This window comes from Cellulomonas hominis, assembly GCF_005239125.1.
GTDB classification, from domain to species: Bacteria; Actinomycetota; Actinomycetes; order Actinomycetales; family Cellulomonadaceae; genus Cellulomonas; species Cellulomonas hominis_A.
On sequence record NZ_SZYE01000057.1, the window covers coordinates 1 to 20213 of the forward strand.

Consider the following 20213-nt stretch of genomic DNA (forward strand, 5'->3'; position numbering starts at 1 on the left):
TGGCGGCGGGTGCCGAGCAGATGGGTGCCAGCATCCGGGAGATCGCGCAGAACGCGTCGCAGGCGGCGAAGGTCGCGGGTCAGGCCACGGACGCGGCGGCGGTGACGAACGAGCAGGTCGCGCGGCTCGGGTCCTCCTCCCTGCTCGACGCGCTGGCCGGAGTCGCGCGCCGCGGCCAGCCGGCGCTGAGCGCGGCGTACCCGGCCCCGGCGCCCCCCGTCGACGCCTCGGACGTCGGCAAGGTCACCCGGGCCGGGGGGACGCAGGCGGAGGCCGCGATCGCGGTGCCCGTCTTCGACTCCGCGGACCCCCCGGCCGGCACGGGGGAGCGCCGGACCCGCCTGCTCGGCTGGACGGTGACGACGTTCGCGGTCGCGCCGCTGCTCGACGCCGTGAGCGCCCGGCCCCACGACGCCGCCCTGGTGACCGACGGGGCCACGGTGCTCGGCGTGCTCGCCGAGGACGGCGCCGCCCGGGCGGCCCCGGGCGGCCGGCTCGCCGTGGCCGTGCCCCTGGCGGGCCGCACCTGGACGCTCGCCGCCGACCAAGGGGACGCCGCGGGGCCCCTCGCCCCGCTCCCGCTGCTCGGCGGCGCCGTCCTCACCGCGCTCGTCGTCTCCCTCATCGCCTCCCGCGCCGCCGCCGAGCTGCGCGCCCTCGAGGTCGCCGAGGACCGCACGCGCGCGCTCGCCGCCCGGACCCGGGACCTGGAGTCGATCACCCGGAACACGCCGGACGCGCTCGCCCGGGTCGACGTCGACGCCCGGCTCCGGTTCGTCAACGCCGCGATGCGCCGCGCCGCGCGGGTGTCGGAGGCCGACCTCGGCTCGCTGGTGGGCGACCTGGCCGACCGGTCCCCGGTGATGCACTCGGTGCGCGCGCTGGTCCACCACATGATCGCGATCTCCGCGGACCCGGGCTGCGACCCCGACACGGACCCGCGGCGGCTGATCAGCATGTCCGCGCAGGTCGAGGGCCACTGGTACGACGTGCGGGCGGTGCCCGAGCGCGCCGCGGACGGCACGGTCGACTCGGTCCTCGTGGTGGCCCGGGACGTCACCCGGTTCCGGGAGGCGCAGGACCGGCTCACCCACGCCGCGACCCACGACCCCCTCACCGGGCTGGCGAACCGGGACGTCGCCCGGGAGCGGGCGGTCGCCGCGCTCGCGACCACCCGCACCGGGACCGCGCTGCTGCTGCTCGACCTGGACCGGTTCAAGCTCGTGAACGACTCGTACGGCCACGTGGTCGGCGACCAGCTGCTCCAGCGGGCCGCGGCCCGGGTCGGCGCCGGCCTGCCGGACCGGGCGGTGGCCGCGCGGCTGGGCGGGGACGAGTTCGTCGTGCTGCTCCCCGACGCGACGCCCGCGGTGGCCGAGGCGGTCGCGCTGCGGCTGGTGGCGGCGTTCGACCAGCCGTTCGAGGTCCGTGGCGAGGAGTTCGCGGTCGGCTGCTCCGTCGGCGTGGTGCACGCCGAGCCGGGCGGGATGGGCTGGGACGAGCTGCTGCGGTGCGCCGACGTGGCGATGTACCGGGCGAAGGCCGCGGGCGGCGGCTGCCACCAGTGGTACGAGGAGCAGGGCGCCGACCACGCGCGGCAGCGGCTGACGATGGCCGCCGACCTGCGCCGGGCGACCGAGGAGGGCGAGCTCTCGCTCGTCTACCAGGGCGAGGTCGACCTGGTCACCGGGCGCGTCGAGGGCGTCGAGGCGCTGATGCGGTGGACCAGCCGCACGCGCGGGCCGGTGTCGCCGGCCGAGTTCATCCCGGTGGCCGAGGAGACCGGGTTGATCGGCGAGCTCGGGGCCTGGGCGCTCGACCAGGCGCTCGCCGAGGTCACCGCGCACAACCGGCGCACCGGCGCCGGCCTGCGCGCCTGGGTGAACGTGTCACCCCGGCAGTTCGCCGGCACCCAGGACCGGGACGACCTCGTCACGCTCGTCGTCCACCTGCTCGCCCGGTACGACGCCCCGGCGAGCTGGCTCGGCATCGAGGTCACCGAGAGCGCCCTCGCCGACGACGCGCGGGCCGTCCCCATGCTGAGCGCGCTGCGCGAGCTCGGGGTGGGCGTCGCGATCGACGACTTCGGCACCGGGTACTCGTCGCTGTCCCGGCTGCACGACTACCCGGTGACGCTGCTGAAGATCGACCAGTCGTTCGTGCAGGAGCTCGGCGGGTCGGGGGCCGCCGGCCCGCGGGCGGCGGGCGTGGTCGAGGCGGTCGTCGCCCTGGGCCGGTCGCTCGGCGCCGACGTCATCGCCGAGGGCGTCGAGGACGAGGCCCGGTACACCGCCCTGCGGGCGCTGGGCTGCGACCTGGCGCAGGGCTACCTGTTCGGCAGACCCTGCGCGTTCGCCGACGCGGTGCGACCGGTCGCGGTGCCGGGGCCGGTGCTGCCGGGGATGGTCGGGGCCAGGCTGCCGGGCCCGCGCTGAGCCGCGGGCTGCTGCAGCAGCATCCACGTCGAGCAGACCGCCGCGAGCAGCGGCACCGCCAGCCCGATGCCGGTGGCCGGCACGACCACGCCCGAGTCGTTGAGCGCGAAGCCGATGCCCAGCGTCGTGGCGAGCGCGACCAGGCCCTTCATCAGCATCGGCGCGTCCGTGCCGATCTGCCGCAGCGGCGCCCCCGCGGACAGCCAGGCGTAGGGCCCGCCGTCGGGTGCGCTCACCGCCGAGCGGGCCGGGCGCCCCACCAGCAGCACGACCAGCAGCAGGCCGCCGATCGCGAGCAGCGTCTGCTCGCTGCCGAACAGGATCCGCAGGTTCGTCTCGCCCTTGCGCAGCAGGACCGTCCACAGGCCGCCGTCGAGCACCGTCTCGACGAACGCACCCAGGTGCGTGCGCTCGTCCGGCGGGCGCAGCCAGTCGACGACCGCGATGCCCACGACCGTGACGGCACCGGCGGCCAGCACCGCGAGGACCCGCCGCCAGTTCAGCCGGATCCCGGCCGTGAGCAGGGCGAGCACGGCGAACCCGGGCACCAGCGCGGGCGGGCCGCCGAAGTCCGCGCCGATCGACGGGCTGCCGTTGATCACCACCGCGACCAGCCCGACCACGGCGACCACCGCGACGGCCGCGCCGCGGCGCCCCGCGCGCAGCAGCGGGTCGGCGAACGCGACGGCCGTGAGGATCATCGCCGTGGCGAACAGCGCGAACGCCGGGTTGCCGAAGCCGTAGAACCGGCCGGCGACCAGCGAGCCGGGGCCCATCATCGAGTCCAGCGCGAGCCGGGCGCCGGTGGCGACGTCGACCGCGAGCACGAGGGCGGTGATGCCGCCCACGGCGCCCATCGGGCCGAGCAGCCGGCCGCGCCACCACGGCGGGACCAGGGTGACGGCGACGATCGCGGCGCAGAACAGCGCCACCGCGCCGGCGAGCGCCCACGCCGGGGTGCCGGCGCGCCACCACGGCAGCAGGTTCGCCAGGAAGGTCGACACCGGCACCGCGGCCACCGCGACGGCGCCGACCCGCAGGCCGTGCAGCACGCGCCGGGGGTGCCCGGCGCCCGGCGGTCGGCGGCGCAGCCGGGAGATCAGCCGGGTCCACCACAGGCGGACGCGGTTGTTCAGCCCGACCACCACCAGGAGGTAGAGCGCGAGGTTGAGGCCCACCCAGAGCACGTAGAACCCGCCGACCAGGGGCGCGGCCGCCTGGGCGTGCCGGTTCTGGTCGATCAGGTAGGCCACCCGCGCGCCGGCGGTCGCGTCGTCCGGGCTGTACCGGATGACCGAGCCCACGAGCGCCCCGCTCGGTGCCCGGTCCCGGATGCCCAGGGCCTGGAGCACGGTCGGCGTGATGTCCGTCGTCTGCAGGAAGCCGTCCTGCCGGGTCGACGACGAGCCGATGAGGCCGCCCTCGTACGTGCCGCCGTCCGGCGTCGGGCCGGCCGCCGCGGCGACCTGGAGGTTCGCGCGCCGGTTCGAGTCCGCCACCGAGAACAGCAGCACGGTGGCGTCGGACCGCGCGTCGGCGACCGCGTCCAGCACCGCCCCGATCCGCGCGTCGATCTCCTGCACCTGCTCGGCCCGGGTCGGCTCGATCACGACGTCGGTGCCGGAGACCGGCGGCTCCTCCTGGGAGTCGCTCGGCACGTCGGTGTCGGCCTCGGAGCGGCCCCGGGTCTGGTAGCCGGGGTCGCGCACCGTGCCGGCGTCGACCACCACGAGCCGCGAGCCGTCGAGGGCGCCCGCCACGGCGTCCTCCAGCCCGCCCGCGTCGGCCGGGTTGCGCACGTGGGTGCCGACCGGCGTGCCGTCCGCGTCCGCCAGCGCGATCGCCGCGCCGGGGCCGATCCCGGTGGCGGGCACGCCGGCCGCGGCCACCGTGTCGCCCAGCAGGCCGAGCCGGGAGTCGTACGAGGACGCGCGCATCGCCTCCTCGTAGTCCGCCCACCCGGGCACCGCGCCGTTCGCCAGCGGGTCGCGCAGCGTCCGGCAGGTGCCGTCGGCCACCGCCAGGTCGGTGGCCCGCCCGCCCGCGGACACCGCCAGCCAGCCCATCGACGGGCAGGTGAACGAGATCGCGCTGCGCACCACGGTGGTCCCCAGCGAGGCCGTCCGGGACAGCTCCCACAGCGCCGGCGTCGTCAGCGAGCCGAGGTCGTCCCAGCGCAGCCCCGCGACGCCGACCAGGACCACGGGCGCGCGGTCGGCGGCGTCGTCGGTGCCGTCCGCCGCGGCGGCCCGCGGGGCGGACGCCCAGCCGAGCGCGACCGTCAGCAGCGCCGCGAGCGTCGCGGCGACCAGGCGGGCCGCGGCGGCGCGGGCGGGCGCGGGGCGTGCAGCCGCGCGCGGCTGAGGCGTGGACAGGGGCACCGGCCCAGCGTACGGGCGCACTACGCTCGGACGCGTCGCCCGAGGGCGCCCCCCGCACCACGACACGGCACGTGCACGCGCGCCGCACAGGGAGCGCACGCGGCGGCCACACGCGCCCGCGCACCCCGCCCCGCGCCCGTCCCAGGAGGTCTCCCGATGCCGCGTCCGCGCTACGCCTACCTCGGCCCCGCGGGCACGTTCACCGAGGTGGCGCTGCGGCAGGTCGTCAGCCCGGAGGAGGCCGAGTACCTCCCGCAGACCGACGTGGTCAGCGCGATCGAGGCCGTGCGGTCCGGTGCCGCGGACCACGCCGTCGTCGCGATCGAGAGCACCATCGAGGGCGGCGTGACGGCCACCCTGGACGCCCTCGCGGTGGGGGACCCGCTGGTGCTCCGGCGCGAGGTGCTGGTGCCGGTCGGCTTCACGCTGGTCGGGCGGCCCGGGGTCGCGCTCGCGGACGTCCGGCGGGTCGCCGCGCACCCGCACGCCTGGGTGCAGTGCCGCCGGTGGCTGGGCACGCACGCGCCCGGCGCCGTGCACCTCCCCGCCACCTCGAACACCGCGCCCGCGGCCCTGCTCGCCGAGGCCGGCGCGGACGCGGAGGCCGTGGGCTTCGACGCGGCCCTGGTCCCGCCCGCCGCCCCGGCGCACTACGGGCTCGAGGGCCAGGTGCTCGCCGAGGGCGTCGCCGACAACCCGAACGCGGTCACCCGGTTCGTCGTGCTCGGCCGGCCCGGCGCGGTCCCCCCGCCCACCGGCGCCGACAAGACCACCCTCGTCGTGCACCTGCCCAGCAACGAGGCCGGCGCGCTGCTCACCATGCTGGAGCAGTTCGCGGCGCGCGGCGTGAACCTGTCCCGGATCGAGTCCCGGCCGATCGGCGACTCGCTCGGCCGGTACTCGTTCTCGATCGACGCGGAGGGGCACATCGCCGAGGAGCGGATGGGCGAGGCGTTCATGGGCCTGCACCGCGTGTGCCCGCACGTCCGCTACCTCGGGTCCTACCCGCGCGCTGACCGGCACCCGGCGGACGTGCACATCGGCACCTCCGACGACGACTTCCGCACCGCGCGCGACTGGCTCCGCTCGGTGCGCGGGGGCGCCTCGGTCTGACCCGGCCGGGGGTGCGGCGGCCTAGGCGTGCCGCACGGCGAGGAGCAGGTGCGTGCCGCCGTCGGTCGCGCCGGGCTCCGCGCACGCGGCGACCTCGTGGTCGAGGAACCGCCGCCAGCGGTCGGGGTCGGCCTCCAGGTCCGCCAGGGTCGCCGGGTCGCCGAGCGACGCCCAGTTGCTGCCGCTGAGCGCGACGAGCTCCCCGCCGGCCGCCGTGGCGAGCCCCGCGAGCTCCGACGACCGGAACATCCGGCACACGTGCGCGGCCCCGGGCAGGTGCCGCAGGTCCCCGGTGCGCAGCACGCGGTCGTTCGCGTCCTCGCCGGCGACCGCGGCGGCGCGGGCCACGCCGGGCAGCGCCGCCCGCCAGGTGCCGAGCGCCGACATGACCGACGCGACGACGGCGCCGCCCGGCGCGGTGACCCGGAGCAGCCCGCGCAGCGCCTCCTCGGCCCGGTCGAACGTGTACGACAGCGGCCCGCCGTACGCCACGACCGCGTCGAACTCCCCGTCGGCGTACCGGCTCGCGTCACCCACGTCGAGCAGCTCGCGGCGCTCCACCGCCGTCTCCGCGGTCGTCCGGCCCACCCGCTCCCGGTTCAGGTCGAGCTGCACCGGCGACAGGTCCGTCACGACCACGGTCGCGCCGAGCGCGGCCAGCGCCAGCGTGAACCGTCCCGGCCCCGCGCCGACCTCGAGGACCCGGTCGCCGGGGTGGACGAACCGCGCGAGGAACCGGCGGTGCACCTCCAGCGAGACCCGTCCCGCGACGTCGGCCTCGAGGCGGGACCACTCCGCGTCGCCGAGGTCGTCGTCGTACGCGCGGGTCGTCGCGCTGTCGTGGGCGGTCACCCGGGCAGTCTGCCGGGTGCGGGGCCGCCGCGGGCGGGTTCCGCGCGGTTCAGGTCGTCGCGACGCGGACGACCAGGGCGCCCGGGTCGACGCGGGCGGAGAGCTCGGTGACCTGGCCGATGACGTCGCCGTCGACCTGCACGTACTCGCCGCCCGGCACGGACACGTGCACCTCGCGGGCCCGGGCGTGGTCGATCCGGCCGATCTTGGCGGGCAGCTGGCTGCGGACGCCCACGCCCTGCAGCACCACCTCGCCGAACAGCTGCGCCCAGCCCGCCACGCCGCCGCGGGTGTCGATCGCCGCGACGTCGAGCCAGCCGTCGTCCAGCACGGCGTCCGGCAGCAGGGTGATCCCCCCGGGGAGCCGGCCGCAGTTGCCGATCAGCAGGCTGCGCACCCGTGCGGGCTCGCCCGGGGCGTCGTCCAGGCGGACGGTCGTCCGCAGCCGCCGGCCGTGCAGGTGCTTGATGCCGGCGACGAAGTAGGCGACCCAGCCGACGCGGGCCTTGAGGTCGTCGTCCGTGTCGGCGACCATCGCCGCGTCGAACCCGACCCCGGCGATCACCAGGAAGATGTGGTCGCGCGGCACGTCCGTGTCCGCGGGCAGGTCGTCGGCGGCCTCCGCGACGTCGTCGTCCACGCCCGACTCGTACCTCAGCACCTTGAGCCAGCCGACGTCGATCGTCCGGTCGGTGCCGTCCAGCGCGATCTGCAGGGCGGCCAGCGGGTCGCCGATCGGGATGTCCAGGTTCCGGGCGAGCAGGTTGCCGGTGCCGACCGGCACCAGCCCCATGGGGACCCCCGTGCCGACCAGGGCCTCGGCCACGGCGCGCACCGTGCCGTCGCCGCCGAGCGCCACCACGATGTCGGCGCCCCGCGCGACCGCGTCCCGGGCCTGGCCGATGCCGGGGTCCTCCAGGGTGGTCTCGAGCCACAGCGGCTCGGGGAGGTACTGCTCGGCGCACGCGCGGCGCACGGTCGCCCGCAGGTCCGGCACGCCCGGCTTCGACGGGTTGGCCACGAACGCCACGAGCGGGCGGTGCGGCTCGGGCTGCGCGGACGTGGTGACGGCGGCGTGGTGGCTCGCCGCGGTCCCGAGGATCTGGCCGGCGCGGCGGGCGTGCCGCTCGGCGGCGGTGGCGCGCCACGCGACCGCGGCGACGACGAGGGCGGTGACGGACAGCGCGGCGGCGACGACGGCCAGCCATCCCTCCCAGGTCATGCGAGGAATCTACGCGCCGGGGACGGCCCGCCGCCTCGGGTTCGCGCGGCCACCTCGCCGAGGGGGTGCGCGACACGTCGAGCGAGCATGCGGCGGATGCTCGCTCGACGTGTCGGTTGCCCACTCGGTGCGGCCGGGCCGCAGCGGGGGCGCGGCGGCGGTCGGTAGGCTCGGTGCGTGATCGATCTCAAGCTGCTGCGCCAGGACCCGGACGTCGTGCGCGCGAGCCAGGTGGCCCGCGGTGACGACCCGGCCCTCGTGGACCAGGTGCTCGACGCGGACGCCCGGCGCCGCGCCGCGCTCACCGACTTCGAGAGCCTCCGTGCGGAGCAGAAGGCGCTCGGCAAGAAGGTCGCGTCCGCGCAGGGCGAGGAGAAGCAGTCCCTCCTGGCGCACGCGAAGCAGCTCGCGGAGCAGGTCAAGGCGCTGCAGGCCGACGCCGACGCGGCGGAGGAGCTCGCCACCGACCTGGCCCGCCGGATCGGCAACGTCGTCGCCGACGGCGTGCCCGCCGGCGGCGAGGACGACTACGTCGTGCTGCGGCACGAGGGCACGCCGCGCGACTTCGCCGACGAGTACGGCGCCGGGTTCGCCGTCCGCGACCACCTGGAGCTCGGGGAGGGCCTGCGGGCGATCGACACCGAGCGCGGCGCCAAGGTGTCCGGCGCGCGGTTCTACTACCTGACCGGCCTCGGGGCCCGGCTGGAGCTGGCCCTGCTCAACGCCGCGGTGGACCTGGCCCTGAAGGCGGGCTTCACGCCGGTCATCACCCCCACGCTGGTCAAGCCCGAGGTCATGGCCGGCACCGGGTTCCTCGGCGCGCACGCGGACGAGATCTACCGCCTCGAGGCCGACGACCTGTACCTGGTCGGCACCTCGGAGGTCGCGCTCGCCGGCTACCACTCGGGCGAGATCCTCGACCTGTCGAACGGCCCGCTGCGCTACGCCGGCTGGTCGGCCTGCTACCGGCGCGAGGCCGGGTCCTACGGCAAGGACACCCGCGGCATCATCCGGGTGCACCAGTTCCACAAGGTCGAGGCGTTCTCCTACACGACCGTCGAGGACGCCGCGGACGAGCACCGCCGCATCCTGGGCTGGGAGGAGGAGATGCTCCGCCTCGTCGAGCTGCCGTACCGGGTGATCGACACCGCGGCGGGCGACCTCGGGTCCAGCGCGGCCCGCAAGTTCGACTGCGAGGCCTGGCTGCCCAGCCAGCAGCGGTTCCTCGAGCTCACCTCGACCTCCAACTGCACGACGTTCCAGGCCCGGCGGCTCGGGGTGCGCGAGCGGACGGCCGACGGCGAGGTGCGACCCGTCGCGACGCTGAACGGCACGCTGGCGACCACCCGGTGGATCGTCGCGATCCTCGAGAACCACCAGCAGGCCGACGGCTCGGTGCGGGTCCCCGAGGGCCTGCGGCCGTACCTCGGCGGCCTCGAGGTGCTGGAGCCGGTCGGGGGCGGGTCGCGATGACGCACCCGCGCACGGCGGCCGGCACCCTCGTCGCCCTCGACGTCGACGGCACCCTGCTGTCCTACGACGGCGCGGTGTCGCCGGCCGTGCGCGAGGCCGTGGCCGCGCTCCGCGACGCGGGCGCCCACGTGGTGCTCGCGACCGGGCGGGGCGTGCGCAGCGCGGTGCCGGTGGCCGTCGACCTCGGGATCGGCACCGGCTGGGTCGTGTGCTCCAACGGCGCCGTGACCGCCCGGCTGGACCCGGACGCCCCCGAGGGCTACGAGGTCACCAGCACGACCACCTTCGACCCGGAGCCCGCGCTGCGCGTGCTCCAGGCGGAGCTGCCCGACGCGCTGTTCGCGGTCGAGGACCTCGGCCACGGCTTCCGGGTGTCCCGGCCGTTCCCGGACCACGAGCTGACGGGCGTGCAGACGGTGCTGCCGTTCGACGAGCTGGTCGCGCAGCCGGCCACCCGCGTCGTGGTGCGGGACCCCGGGAGCACCCCCGAGGAGTTCCGCGAGCTCGTCGAGCGCGTCGGCCTGCGCCAGGTGTCGTACGCGGTCGGGTGGAGCGCGTGGCTGGACCTCACGCCGGGCGGCGTCTCCAAGGCGAGCGCCCTGGAGGAGCTGCGCCGGGACCTGGGCGTCGAGCCGTTCGCGACGGTCGCGGTGGGCGACGGCGGCAACGACGTGGAGATGCTCCGCTGGGCCGCGCGCGGCGTGGCGATGGGGCACGCCCCGGAGTTCGTGCGGCTCGCCGCGGACGAGGTCACGGGCACGGTCGAGGACGACGGCGTCGTCGCGGTGCTGCGGACCGTCGGGCACACCGACAGCTGACGCGCGCGGGCCCGACCGCACCCCTGGCTGCGGGAAAGCGGTAGCGCTCCCACGGCGACCGGTCCCCCGGAAGGGTGGACCGGCGCCCTCGCCGCGGAGCACAATCCCCGCCATGGCGCACGGCATCGTCGACGTGGCCCGGGCTGCCGGGGTGTCCACCGCGACGGTGTCGCGCGCGCTGCGCGGGCTGCCGAACGTCACCGCGGCCACGCGGGAGCGGGTCCGCCGCGCCGCCGACGAGCTCGGCTACGTGCCGTCGCCGTCCGCCTCCTCCCTCGCCTCCGGCCGCACCCGCACGATCGGCCTGATCACGCCGTGGGTGGCGCACTGGTTCTTCGCCAACGTCATCGAGGGGGCCGAGCGGGCGCTGCGGGTCGAGGACTTCGACGCGCTGCTCTACACGTTCGAGGTGTCCCGCGACGTCCGGCGGCTGCGGCTCGACCCGGACGTGCTCCGCCGCCGCGTCGACGGCGTGCTGGTCGTCGGCCTGCCGCTGGAGGCGGAGGAGGTGGCCGCGCTCGACCAGCTCGGCTACCCGCTGGTGTTCGTCGGGGCCGGTGCGCCGGCCCACGTCACGGTGGGGCTGGACGACGCGGACACCGCGCGCCGGGCGGTCGCGCACCTCGCCGACCTGGGGCACACCGTGATCGCCCACCTGTCGGGGGAGCCCGACGACACCCTGCCGTGGTCGCCGGCCGTGCGCCGGGCCGAGGGCTGGCGGGCGGAGCTGGCGGCGCGCGGGCTGGCGTCCGAGGGCCTGGAGGTGCACGGGCACTTCGACGTCCGGGGCGGCCGCGCGTCGATGCACGGGCTGCTCGACCGGCGCCCCGACGTGACCGCGGTGTTCGCGGCGTCGGACGAGATGGCGATGGGCGCCCTGCTCGCGCTGCGGGACCGCGGGCTGCGGGTGCCCCAGGACGTGTCGGTCGTCGGGGTCGACGGGCACGACATGGGGGAGCACCTCGGGCTGACCACGATGATGCAGAACGCCCAGGAGCAGGGGGTCACCGCGGCCTCCATGCTGCTGGAGATGATCACCGGCGCGCCGGTGCCGGAGGAGGTCGTCTTCCCGACGGTCCTGGTCGAACGGGGGTCGACGGCGGCGCCGCGTGATCGAATTGTGACAAGTCGGAACCCGCCAGGTGGTTGTGCGCCGGCCATGTAAACGCTTGCATATAGCCCACGCACCGAGGCGCATCCGCCTCGGCCCGCAACCACGACGAGGTGGAGGCAGACGCATGATGAGGATCCGTCGTCGCGGCGCGAGCGCCGCGGTGGCCGGCGGGCTCGGGCTGGCGCTCGCGCTCACGGCTTGTTCCGGTGGAGACGACTCCGGGGACGAGGGCACGTCCGGCGGCGGCGACACCGGCGCCGCGAACGAGATCGACTGCTCGGCGTACGACGAGTTCGGCGACCTGGACGGCAAGACCGTCTCGGTCTACACGTCGATCGTCGAGCCCGAGCAGCAGACGCAGGAGGACTCCTACGACCCGTTCGAGGAGTGCACCGGCGTCACCGTCGAGTACGAGGGCTCCCGCGAGTTCGAGGCCCAGCTCCTGGTCCGCATCCAGGCCGGCAACGCGCCCGACATCGCCTACCTGCCGCAGCCCGGCCTGCTGAACACGATCGTCACGGACTTCCCGGACGCGATCGTGCCGGCGCCGGACGCGACCGTCGCCAACGTCGACGAGTTCTTCAGCGAGTCCTGGAAGAACTACGGCACGGTCGACGGGACGTTCTACGCGGCCCCGCTCGGCGCGAACGTGAAGTCCTACGTCTGGTACTCGCCGTCGATGTTCGAGGACGCCGGCTACGAGGTCCCGGAGACCTGGGACGACCTGATCGCGCTGTCCGACCAGATCGTCGACGACGGCGGGATGCCGTGGTGCGCGGGCGTCGAGTCCGGTGACGCCACCGGCTGGCCGGGCACCGACTGGATCGAGGACGTGGTGCTGCGCACCGCCGGCCCCGACGTGTACGACCAGTGGTACACGCACGAGATCCCGTTCAACGACCCCCAGATCATCGACGCCTGGGACACGGTCGGGGACATCCTGAAGAACGACAAGTACGTCAACGCCGGCCTGGGTGGCGTCGACTCGATCGCCACCACGCCGTGGACGGACGCGGGCTTCCCGATCCTCGACGGCACCTGCTGGCTGCACCGTGCGGCGAACTTCTACCAGACGCAGTGGCCCGAGGGCACCGAGGTGGCCCCGGACGGCGACGTCTACGCCTTCTACCTGCCGACCAACCAGACCGACATCAAGCCGGTCCTCGGCGGCGGCGAGTTCGTGGCGGCGTTCGACGACCGTCCCGAGGTGCAGGCGTTCCAGACCTACCTGTCGAGCGCGGACTGGGCCAACACCAAGGCCAAGACCACCCCGATGGGCGGCTGGGTCAGCGCGAACAACGGCCTGGACCCGGACAACCTGGCCACCGAGTTCGACCAGCTGTCGGCGGAGATCCTCGCCGACCCGAGCTCCGTGATCCGGTTCGACGCGTCCGACCTGATGCCGGGCGAGGTCGGTGCGGGCACCTTCTGGACCGCGATCGTCAACTGGCTGACGGGCACCTCCACGGAGGAGGCCGCCCAGTCGGTCGAGGACTCCTGGCCGGCCTCCTGACGGCCCGCCCAGCACTCGACTGATCGGTTGACGGCCCGCCCGGCGCGTGGGGGACACCCCGCGCCGGGCGGGCCCGTCCGGCTCGGAGGCCTACATGGACTGGTTGACGAATGCGAGCACGACGGGCGAGAAGTTCGCCCTCATGTTCGTCGCGATCGCGCTGTTCGTGGTCGTGATGGGCGCGATCCTCTTCCTGGTGGACCGCCCCAAGAGGATCCCCCGCTGGGTGGTGGCCGCGGCGTTCGCCGGGCCCGCCCTGCTCCTGCTGGCGTGGGGCCTCGTGCGCCCGGCGCTCCTGACCATCTGGTACTCGTTCTTCGACAAGCGCGGGAACGAGTTCATCGGCGTGGACAACTACACCCGCGTGCTGACCGGCGGGCAGTTCCAGAGCGTCCTGACGAACACGGCGATCTGGGTCATCCTCGTCCCGATCGCGTCGACCCTCATCGGGCTCGTGTACGCCGTCCTCGTGGACCGCACCCGGTTCGAGAAGCTGGCCAAGGCGCTGGTGTTCATCCCGATGGCGATCTCGATGGTCGGTGCGTCGATCATCTGGAAGTTCGTCTACGAGTTCAAGCCGAACCAGCCCGGCGTGAAGCAGACCGGTCTGCTCAACCAGGTGCTGGTCTGGATCGGCCTGGAGCCGCAGCAGTTCCTCATCAACGCGCCGTGGAACACCATGTTCCTCATCGTGGTGATGGTCTGGATCCAGACCGGTTTCGCGATGACGGTCCTGTCCGCCGCCATCAAGGCGATCCCGGACGACATCGTCGAGGCCGCGCGGCTCGACGGCCTGCACGGGATCAAGATGTTCCGGTTCATCACGGTGCCGTCGATCCGGCCCGCCCTGGTGGTCGTCCTCACGACGATCGCCATCGGGACGCTGAAGGTGTTCGACATCGTCCGGACCATGACCGGCGGGCAGTTCGACACCCAGGTGATCGCGAACGAGTTCTACACGCAGGCGTTCCGGCAGAACAACCAGGGGCTGAGCTCGGCGCTCGCGGTCATCCTCTTCATCCTGGTGGTCCCGATCGTCATCTACAACGTGCGGCAGCTGCGCAGGTCGGAGGAGATCCGATGACGACCACCCCGTTGCCCCCGACCGGGGCCGTCCCCCAGGCGCTGGACGACACGGCCGAGGCGGAGGCGCCCGGCCGGCGCCGCCTCACGCGGCTCGAGAAGCGCGCCATCGCGACCAAGGGCAAGCTCTCCTCCCCGTGGGCCTCGTTCCTCGCGATCGTGATCGCGATCCTGTGGACCGTGCCGTCCGTGGGCCTGCTCGTCACGTCGTTCCGCCCCGAGCTCGACATCCGCCGCTCCGGCTGGTGGACCGTGTTCGGCGGGCTGTTCAACGGCGAGGCCGAGTTCACGCTCGACAACTACGACCAGGCGCTCTTCGGCTCCGGGGCGAACCTGGCGACGTACTTCGTCAACTCGTTCGTCATCACGATCCCCGCGGTGATCATCCCGATCACCATCGCCCTGCTCGCGGCGTACGCGTTCGCGTGGATCGACTTCAAGGGCCGGAACCTGCTGTTCGTGGCCGTGTTCGCGCTGCAGATCGTCCCGCTCCAGGTCGCCCTGGTGCCGCTGCTGCGGGACTACGTGAACGTCGGGCTGAACGGCACCTTCTGGACGGTCTGGCTCTCCCACTCGATCTTCGGGCTGCCGCTGGCGATCTTCCTGCTGCACAACTTCATGAAGGACATCCCGGCGTCCCTGGTGGAGGCGGCCCGCGTCGACGGCGCGGGGCACGTGAAGATCTTCTTCCAGGTGCTGCTGCCGCTGCTGGTGCCGGCCATCGCGGCGTTCGGCATCTTCCAGTTCCTGTGGGTGTGGAACGACCTGCTGGTCGGCCTCACCTTCGCGAACACCGGCTCGCGGCCGCTGACCGTGGCGGTCGCCGAGATGGCGGGGAGCCGCGGCGGTGACTGGCACGTGCTGACCGCGGGCGCGTTCATCTCCATGGTGGTGCCGCTGATCGTGTTCATCTCGCTGCAGCGGTACTTCGTGCGCGGCCTCCTGGCGGGCTCCGTCAAGGGCTGACCCCCGGCGCGACCCTGTGGGTGGAGCGTTCTGCCCGACACGCACCGGCGTGTCCGGCAGAACGCTCCACCGTCGTCCGGGCCCGTAGAGTGCGGGACCGATGAGCGGACGACCGGGTGGCGTGCTGGGGCGGGTGCCCGCGCCGGCGCTGTTCGCGGTCTCCGGGCTCGCGCAGTACGGCGGCGCCGCGCTCGCCGTGGGGCTGTTTGCCGTCGTCCCCGCGCCGACGGTCGCCTGGCTGCGGATCGCCGTCGCCGCGCTGGTCCTCCTCGCCTGGCGCCGGCCGTGGCGCGCGCGGTGGACCCGGGCCGACCTGGGCGCGGCCGCGCTGTTCGGCGTGGTGCTCGCCGCCATGAACGTGTCGTTCTACGTCGCGATCGACGTGCTGCCGCTCGGCACCGCCGTGGCGATCGAGTTCCTCGGCCCCGTCGCCGTCGCCGCGGTCACCGGGCGGACCTGGCGCGAGCGGCTCGGCATCGTCGTCGCCGCGGCCGGCGTCGTGGCGCTCGCGGGCGTGGAGCTGAGCACCGGCGGCGAGGACTCGGTGCGCGGGCTCGTCGCCATCGGGATCGCGGCGGCCTGCTGGGCGGGGTACATCCTGCTCGGGCGGCGCGTGGCGCAGGGCGCGCGCCGGCCGGCGGCCGCCCCGCACGGCGACGCGCGACCCGCCCCCGACGGCATCACCTCGCTCGCGGTCGGCATGACGGCGGGCGCCCTGGTCGGCGCCCCGTTCCTCGCCGGCGCGGCGGCACCGGTGCTCACGGACGCCGGGCTCGCGCTGGCGGTCGTCGGCATCGCCGTGCTGTCCTCGGTGGTGCCGTACGCGATCGAGCAGGTGGTGCTCCGGCGGGTCACCGCGGCGACGTTCGCCGTGCTGCTCGCGATGCTGCCCGCGACCGCGGCCGTGGTGGGCGCCGTGGCGCTGCGGCAGTGGCCGCACGGCTGGGAGGTCGTCGGCCTGCTGTGTGTGTCGGTCGCGATCGTGCTGACGGCGACCCGCCGCGCGCCGGGCGCCGACGACCGCGCCGCGCCGGCGTAAAGCGCCCGCGCCGCGCCACCCCACCCCTCCCCGCGCCCAAGCGTCCGCCGAGGTTGCACCAGCTGCGGGGTTCCGGGCGTCTGAACCCCGCATCGAGTGCACTCTCGGCGACCGCTCGGCGTTGCGGAGCGGGGGGAGGGGGGAGGGGGGAAGGGGGAAGAGAGGGGTGGTTGGGCTAGAGGTACTGGCCGGGGGTCTGGTCCGGGGTGGGGTGGCCCGGGACGCCGCCCGGGCCCGCGGGGCCGCCCGGGCCGTGGCCGCCGGGGAGGGCGCGCCGCATCTGGGTGAGCTGCGCCTGCGCGGCCATCTGCTGCGCCACCAGCGCGGTCTGGATGCCGTGGAACAGGCCCTCGAGCCAGCCGACCAGCTGCGCCTGGGCGATCCGCAGCTCGGCGTCGCTCGGCGTCTGCTCGTCCGCGAAGGGCAGGGTGATCCGGTGCAGCTCCTCGATGAGCTCGGGCGACAGCCCGTCCTCGAGCTCGTGCAGGGAGCGCTCGTGCACCTCGGCGAGCCGCGCGCGGGCCGCCTCGTCGAGCGGGGCGCTGCGCACCTCGTCGAGCAGCTGCTTGATCATCGTGCCGATCCGCATGACCTTGGCGGGCTGGCCGACGGAGGCGGCGGCCTCCTCGGCCGCGTCCGCCTGCGCCGCGTCGGCGTCGGCCGGTGCGGCGGGGTCGCCGGAGCCGCCGCCGAGCACGACGACGCGGGGGCGCTGGGGGCCGGTGCTGGAGTCGCTCATGCGCGCCATCCTCTCGCGCGCGGGCCCGGACGGCACCCCTGCGGGCCCGGCCCCGTCACGGGACCAGCAGGACCTTGCCGAACACCTCGCCCGAGTCGAGCAGCCGGTGCGCGTCCCCGGCCCGGCCCAGCGGGAGCCGCGCGTGCACCACGGGCCGCAGCCGCCCGTCGGTGAGCATCGGCCAGGCGTGCTCGAGGACGTCGGCCACGATCTGCTCCTTCTCCGCGAGCGGCCGGGGGCGCAGGGTCGTCCCGATGACGCTGCCCCGCCGGGCCATGAGCAGGCCGAGGTCGATCTCCCCCCGCGCCCCGCGCTGGGTGCCGATCACCACGAGCCGCCCCCCGGTGGCGAGCGCCGCCAGGTTGGCCGCGAGCCCGCCGGCACCGAGCACGTCGAGGACGACGTCGGCGCCGTGCCCGCCGGTCGCCGCCCGCACGGCCTCGGCGACGTCCTGGACGCGGTGGTCGACGACCGTGCGGGCGCCGAGCGCGCGGCACCGCTCGGCGCGCTCCGCCCCGCCCGCGGTCGCCACGACGTGCGCGCCGAGCGCCGCGCCGAGCTGGACCGCGACCGACCCGACCCCGCCGGACCCGCCCTGGACGAGCAGCACCTCGCCGGGCGCGAGCCGCCCTGCGTCCACGACGTTCGTCCACGAGGTGAGCAGCGCCTCGGGCAGCCCGGCGGCGTCCACCAGGTCGATCTCGTCCGGCACCGGCAGGAGCAGCCCGGCGGGCACGACGGCCAGCGTGGCGTAGCCGCCGCCGGGCAGCAGCGCGGCGACCCGGGCGCCGAGCGGCCACGCCGTGGCGTCCACCCCGGGGCCGTGACCTGCGACGACGCCGGACACCTCGAGGCCCGGCCACGCGGGGGCGCCCGGCGGCGGCGGGTACTTCCCCTCGCGCTGGAGGAGGTCCGCGCGGTTGACGCCGGCGGCCGCGACCCGCACCAGCACCTCGCCGGGGCCGGGCTCCGGGTCCGGCCGCGCGACCAGCTCCAGCTCGTCGGGTCCGCCCGGGCTCTTGACCTGCACCACGTCCACCGTGCGAGCCTACGCACCGTGTCTCCGCAGGACACGGGGGGATGAATCCAGCGGATCCGCTCATGTCGGGGCCCGGGCGCGCCGATGTGGTTCGAACGGGGGCCCTCGGCGGGTGCCTTGCACCTGGCCGCGCCCGCGTGACCAGGTGGGACGCGAGGATCGGGAGGCAGGTCGACATGCTGCGCAGGCTCGGCATCCGCACCAAGGTGCTGGCGGTCCTCGCGCTGCCCGTGCTCGTCCTGCTGCTGACCGCGGCCTTCATCACGTCCCAGTCCGTCGGCGAGGCCCGCACCGCCGGCACCGTGCGCGACGTCGTGACCACCATGCCGCTCTACGCGCGCGCCGCCGAGGCGCTGCAGCAGGAGCGGACGCTGTCCGTGCAGCAGGCCACCGACGCGGCCCTCGGCGGGAACCTGAGCGCCGCCCGGTCCGCGACGGACGACGCGGTGGCCGCGCTCGGCACGGCGCTGCGCCAGATCGACCTGTCGACCCTGGACTCCCGCGTCGCCGAGTCCGTGCAGCGGGCCAGCGACCAGCACACGCGCATCGTGGAGATCCGCGACCGCGTCGACGCCGGCTCGATCCCCGGCACGCTCGTCGACAGCAACTACACCGACATCGTGTCCGCCGACAACGACGTGCCCGTCGTCGCCGCCGAGACGCTGACCGAGCGGTCGCTGGCGAGCCGCATGTCCGCCTACGGCGCCATCGCCGACACGATCGAGCAGGTCCTGCGCGCCCAGCCGCTCGCGTCGAGCGTGCTGGCGGACGACGGCTCCGACTCCTCCGACGTGCGGGAGCTCGCCGCCCTGTTCGCCGTGCAGGACCAGGCGCGCTCCGGCGCCCGGGAGCGCACCAACAGCCTGCGGCTGCCCGGGGTGCAGCTGAGCTCCCGCGACGCCGACCTCACCGCCATGCAGCTGTCGATGGTGTCGGGCAACGCGCTCACCGTCTCCGCGCTGGACCCCACGCGGTGGAACAGCCTGGTCAACGCGGAGCTCGCGTCGCTGCGCCCCGTCGGCACCGACCTGCTGGAGTCCGCGGCCGACCGCGCCGACGTGGTCGCCGACCAGGCGCGGGACCGCGCGCTCCTCACCGGTGGCATCGCCGCCGCGGCCGCCGCGCTGTCCATCGTGATCGCCCTCATCGTCGCCCGCGGGATCGTCGTCCCGATGCGCCGCCTGACGGCCGCCGCCGGCGCGGTCCGCGAGGAGCTGCCCCGCCTGGTCGAGCAGGTGGCCGTCCCGGGCCAGACCCCCGACCTCACGCTGGCGAACATCCCGGTCGAGTCGCAGGACGAGGTCGGCCGGCTGGCGCAGGCGTTCAACGACGTCAACTCGACCACGATCCAGGTCGCGCGGGAGCAGGCCGCCCTCCGCGGCTCGATCGCCGAGATGTTCGTCAACGTCGCCCGCCGCGACCAGGTGCTGCTCGGCCGCCAGCTGTCGTTCATCGACACGCTCGAGCGCTCCGAGGAGGACCCGGCGGTCCTCGCGAACCTGTTCCGCCTCGACCACCTCGCGACCCGGATGCGCCGCAACGCGGAGTCGCTGCTCGTGCTCGCCGGCATCGACTCCGGCCGCCGCCTGCGCGAGGCGATGCCGCTGTCGGACGTGGTCCGCACCGCCTCGTCCGAGATCGAGCAGTACGACCGGGTCCAGCTCGAGCTCGACGCCGACCCGCTCATGCACGGCTTCAACGCGCTGGGCGCCGCGCACCTCCTCGCGGAGCTGCTGGAGAACGCGACGCTGTTCTCCGAGCCCGGTACCCCCGTCGTGGTGCAGACCGGCGTCGACGGCGACCAGGTGGTCGTGCGGATCGTCGACCAGGGCCTGGGCATGTCGCCCGACGAGATCGCGGCGGCGAACGCCACCATCGCGTCCACGTCGCCCACCGAGGCCCTCGGTGCCCAGCGCCTCGGCCTGTTCGTGGTGGCGCGGCTGTCCCAGCGGCTCGGTGCCACCGTCGTCCTGGAGCGCGCCTCCGGCGAGCTCTCCGGGACGGCCGCGATCGTGCGGTTCCCCGTCGCCCTGTTCACCGCGAACGACCCCGCCCTCGCCGGCTCCGGCGGCGCCGCGCGCGGGACCGCCCCCACGACGGGGTCGCAGCCGACGGTCGAGGCCCCCGCCGCCGTCCCGGTCGACCTCGCGGCGCTGACCGACGGCGCCACCTCCACCGGCCTGCCGCGCCGCCGCACGGCCGGCGAGGGCACCCCGGACGCCGCCCCCGTGGCCGCGCCCGCGGCGCGCTCCGACCTGCCGACCGAGCAGGACGTGGTCCTGCCCGCGCCCGCCGAGGCCACGCTCGCGCCGGAGATCGCCGCCGAGGCCGGCGGCTGGACCCCGCTCGTCGCTCCGGCGCCCGACGCGCCCGCCGCCCTGCCGTCCCGCGGCGCGCTGCCGTCCCGCGGCGCGCTGCCGTCCCGC

At 75.4% G+C, this 20213-nt stretch carries 15 protein-coding genes; 10 read left to right on the top strand and 5 right to left on the bottom strand.

Annotation, left to right across the window (positions count from 1 at the left end):
- Positions 1 to 2435 (top strand): putative bifunctional diguanylate cyclase/phosphodiesterase (locus FA014_RS09060; protein WP_154729364.1); only part of this gene is annotated, 2435 nt, incomplete at its 5' end.
- Here the strand turns inward: FA014_RS09060 and FA014_RS09065 are convergent.
- Entirely contained in the window at positions 2327 to 4816 is a 2490-nt protein-coding gene (locus tag FA014_RS09065; RefSeq protein ID WP_154729365.1) for a hypothetical protein, read from the bottom strand. The two genes, FA014_RS09060 and FA014_RS09065, sit on opposite strands and share 109 nt — an antisense overlap.
- 156 nt (positions 4817 to 4972) lie before the next feature.
- Between FA014_RS09065 and pheA the strand changes: the two genes are divergently transcribed.
- Positions 4973 to 5929: a prephenate dehydratase gene (gene pheA, locus FA014_RS09070; protein ID WP_154729366.1), complete on the top strand. Its 957-nt coding sequence runs from the start codon at positions 4973 to 4975 to the stop codon at positions 5927 to 5929.
- A 21-nt stretch (positions 5930 to 5950) separates the two neighbouring features.
- Here the strand turns inward: pheA and FA014_RS09075 are convergent, their stop codons facing one another.
- Positions 5951 to 6781, bottom strand: a complete 831-nt coding sequence (locus tag FA014_RS09075) for a class I SAM-dependent methyltransferase (protein ID WP_154729367.1) — start codon at positions 6779 to 6781, stop codon at positions 5951 to 5953.
- 49 nt (positions 6782 to 6830) lie between these two features.
- The gene (locus tag FA014_RS09080) at positions 6831 to 8003 is read right to left on the bottom strand and encodes a diacylglycerol/lipid kinase family protein (RefSeq protein ID WP_154729368.1); all 1173 of its coding nucleotides are present in this window, start codon (positions 8001 to 8003) and stop codon (positions 6831 to 6833) included.
- 177 nt (positions 8004 to 8180) lie between these two features.
- Between FA014_RS09080 and serS the strand changes: the two genes are divergently transcribed.
- The 7 genes from serS (at position 8181) to FA014_RS09115 (ending at position 16009) form a co-directional block, all read left to right on the top strand.
- On the top strand, positions 8181 to 9476 hold the full coding sequence (gene serS, locus FA014_RS09085; protein ID WP_154729369.1) for a serine--tRNA ligase: 1296 nt from the start codon (positions 8181 to 8183) through the stop codon (positions 9474 to 9476).
- Positions 9473 to 10294 (top strand): HAD family hydrolase, encoded by an 822-nt coding sequence (locus FA014_RS09090; protein WP_154729370.1) that lies wholly within the window; start codon positions 9473 to 9475, stop codon positions 10292 to 10294. The genes serS and FA014_RS09090 overlap by 4 nt, the downstream gene beginning before the upstream one ends.
- A 112-nt stretch (positions 10295 to 10406) precedes the next feature.
- Positions 10407 to 11459: a LacI family DNA-binding transcriptional regulator gene (locus FA014_RS09095; RefSeq protein WP_154729371.1), complete on the top strand. Its 1053-nt coding sequence runs from the start codon at positions 10407 to 10409 to the stop codon at positions 11457 to 11459.
- 73 nt (positions 11460 to 11532) lie between these two features.
- Entirely contained in the window at positions 11533 to 12921 is a 1389-nt protein-coding gene (locus tag FA014_RS09100) for an ABC transporter substrate-binding protein (RefSeq protein ID WP_154729372.1), read from the top strand.
- A 94-nt stretch (positions 12922 to 13015) separates the two neighbouring features.
- Positions 13016 to 14005, top strand: a complete 990-nt coding sequence (locus FA014_RS09105; protein ID WP_154729373.1) for a carbohydrate ABC transporter permease — start codon at positions 13016 to 13018, stop codon at positions 14003 to 14005.
- Complete coding sequence (locus FA014_RS09110; RefSeq protein WP_154729374.1) at positions 14002 to 14970, top strand: carbohydrate ABC transporter permease; 969 nt, start codon at positions 14002 to 14004, stop codon at positions 14968 to 14970. Before FA014_RS09105 ends, FA014_RS09110 begins: the two co-directional genes overlap by 4 nt.
- A gap of 100 nt (positions 14971 to 15070) precedes the next feature.
- The gene (locus FA014_RS09115; RefSeq protein WP_419178385.1) at positions 15071 to 16009 is read left to right on the top strand and encodes an EamA family transporter; all 939 of its coding nucleotides are present in this window, start codon (positions 15071 to 15073) and stop codon (positions 16007 to 16009) included.
- A gap of 175 nt (positions 16010 to 16184) precedes the next feature.
- On the opposite strand, the gene FA014_RS09120 is transcribed toward FA014_RS09115, so the two are convergent.
- Together FA014_RS09120 and FA014_RS09125 are read right to left on the bottom strand one after the other, a co-directional pair.
- Positions 16185 to 16748, bottom strand: a complete 564-nt coding sequence (locus FA014_RS09120; RefSeq protein WP_230322996.1) for a bacterial proteasome activator family protein — start codon at positions 16746 to 16748, stop codon at positions 16185 to 16187.
- A 55-nt stretch (positions 16749 to 16803) separates the two neighbouring features.
- Positions 16804 to 17787, bottom strand: coding sequence for an NAD(P)H-quinone oxidoreductase (locus tag FA014_RS09125; protein WP_154729376.1), 984 nt, complete (start codon positions 17785 to 17787; stop codon positions 16804 to 16806).
- A 176-nt stretch (positions 17788 to 17963) separates the two neighbouring features.
- On the opposite strand from FA014_RS09125, the gene FA014_RS09130 reads away from it, so the two are divergent.
- Positions 17964 to 20213: sensor histidine kinase (locus FA014_RS09130; protein WP_195969220.1), on the top strand; the 2250-nt coding region annotated here is incomplete at its 3' end.

Coding starts and splice junctions, on each gene's coding strand:
- pheA (WP_154729366.1), top strand. CDS start 4,973: ATGCCGCGTCCGCGCTACGCCTACCTCGGCCCCGCGGGCACGTTCACC.
- FA014_RS09095 (WP_154729371.1), top strand. CDS start 10,407: ATGGCGCACGGCATCGTCGACGTGGCCCGGGCTGCCGGGGTGTCCACC.
- FA014_RS09080 (WP_154729368.1), bottom strand. CDS start 8,003: ATGACCTGGGAGGGATGGCTGGCCGTCGTCGCCGCCGCGCTGTCCGTC.
- FA014_RS09090 (WP_154729370.1), top strand. CDS start 9,473: ATGACGCACCCGCGCACGGCGGCCGGCACCCTCGTCGCCCTCGACGTC.
- FA014_RS09120 (WP_230322996.1), bottom strand. CDS start 16,748: ATGAGCGACTCCAGCACCGGCCCCCAGCGCCCCCGCGTCGTCGTGCTC.
- FA014_RS09105 (WP_154729373.1), top strand. CDS start 13,016: ATGGACTGGTTGACGAATGCGAGCACGACGGGCGAGAAGTTCGCCCTC.
- FA014_RS09110 (WP_154729374.1), top strand. CDS start 14,002: ATGACGACCACCCCGTTGCCCCCGACCGGGGCCGTCCCCCAGGCGCTG.
- FA014_RS09115 (WP_419178385.1), top strand. CDS start 15,071: ATGAGCGGACGACCGGGTGGCGTGCTGGGGCGGGTGCCCGCGCCGGCG.
- FA014_RS09100 (WP_154729372.1), top strand. CDS start 11,533: ATGATGAGGATCCGTCGTCGCGGCGCGAGCGCCGCGGTGGCCGGCGGG.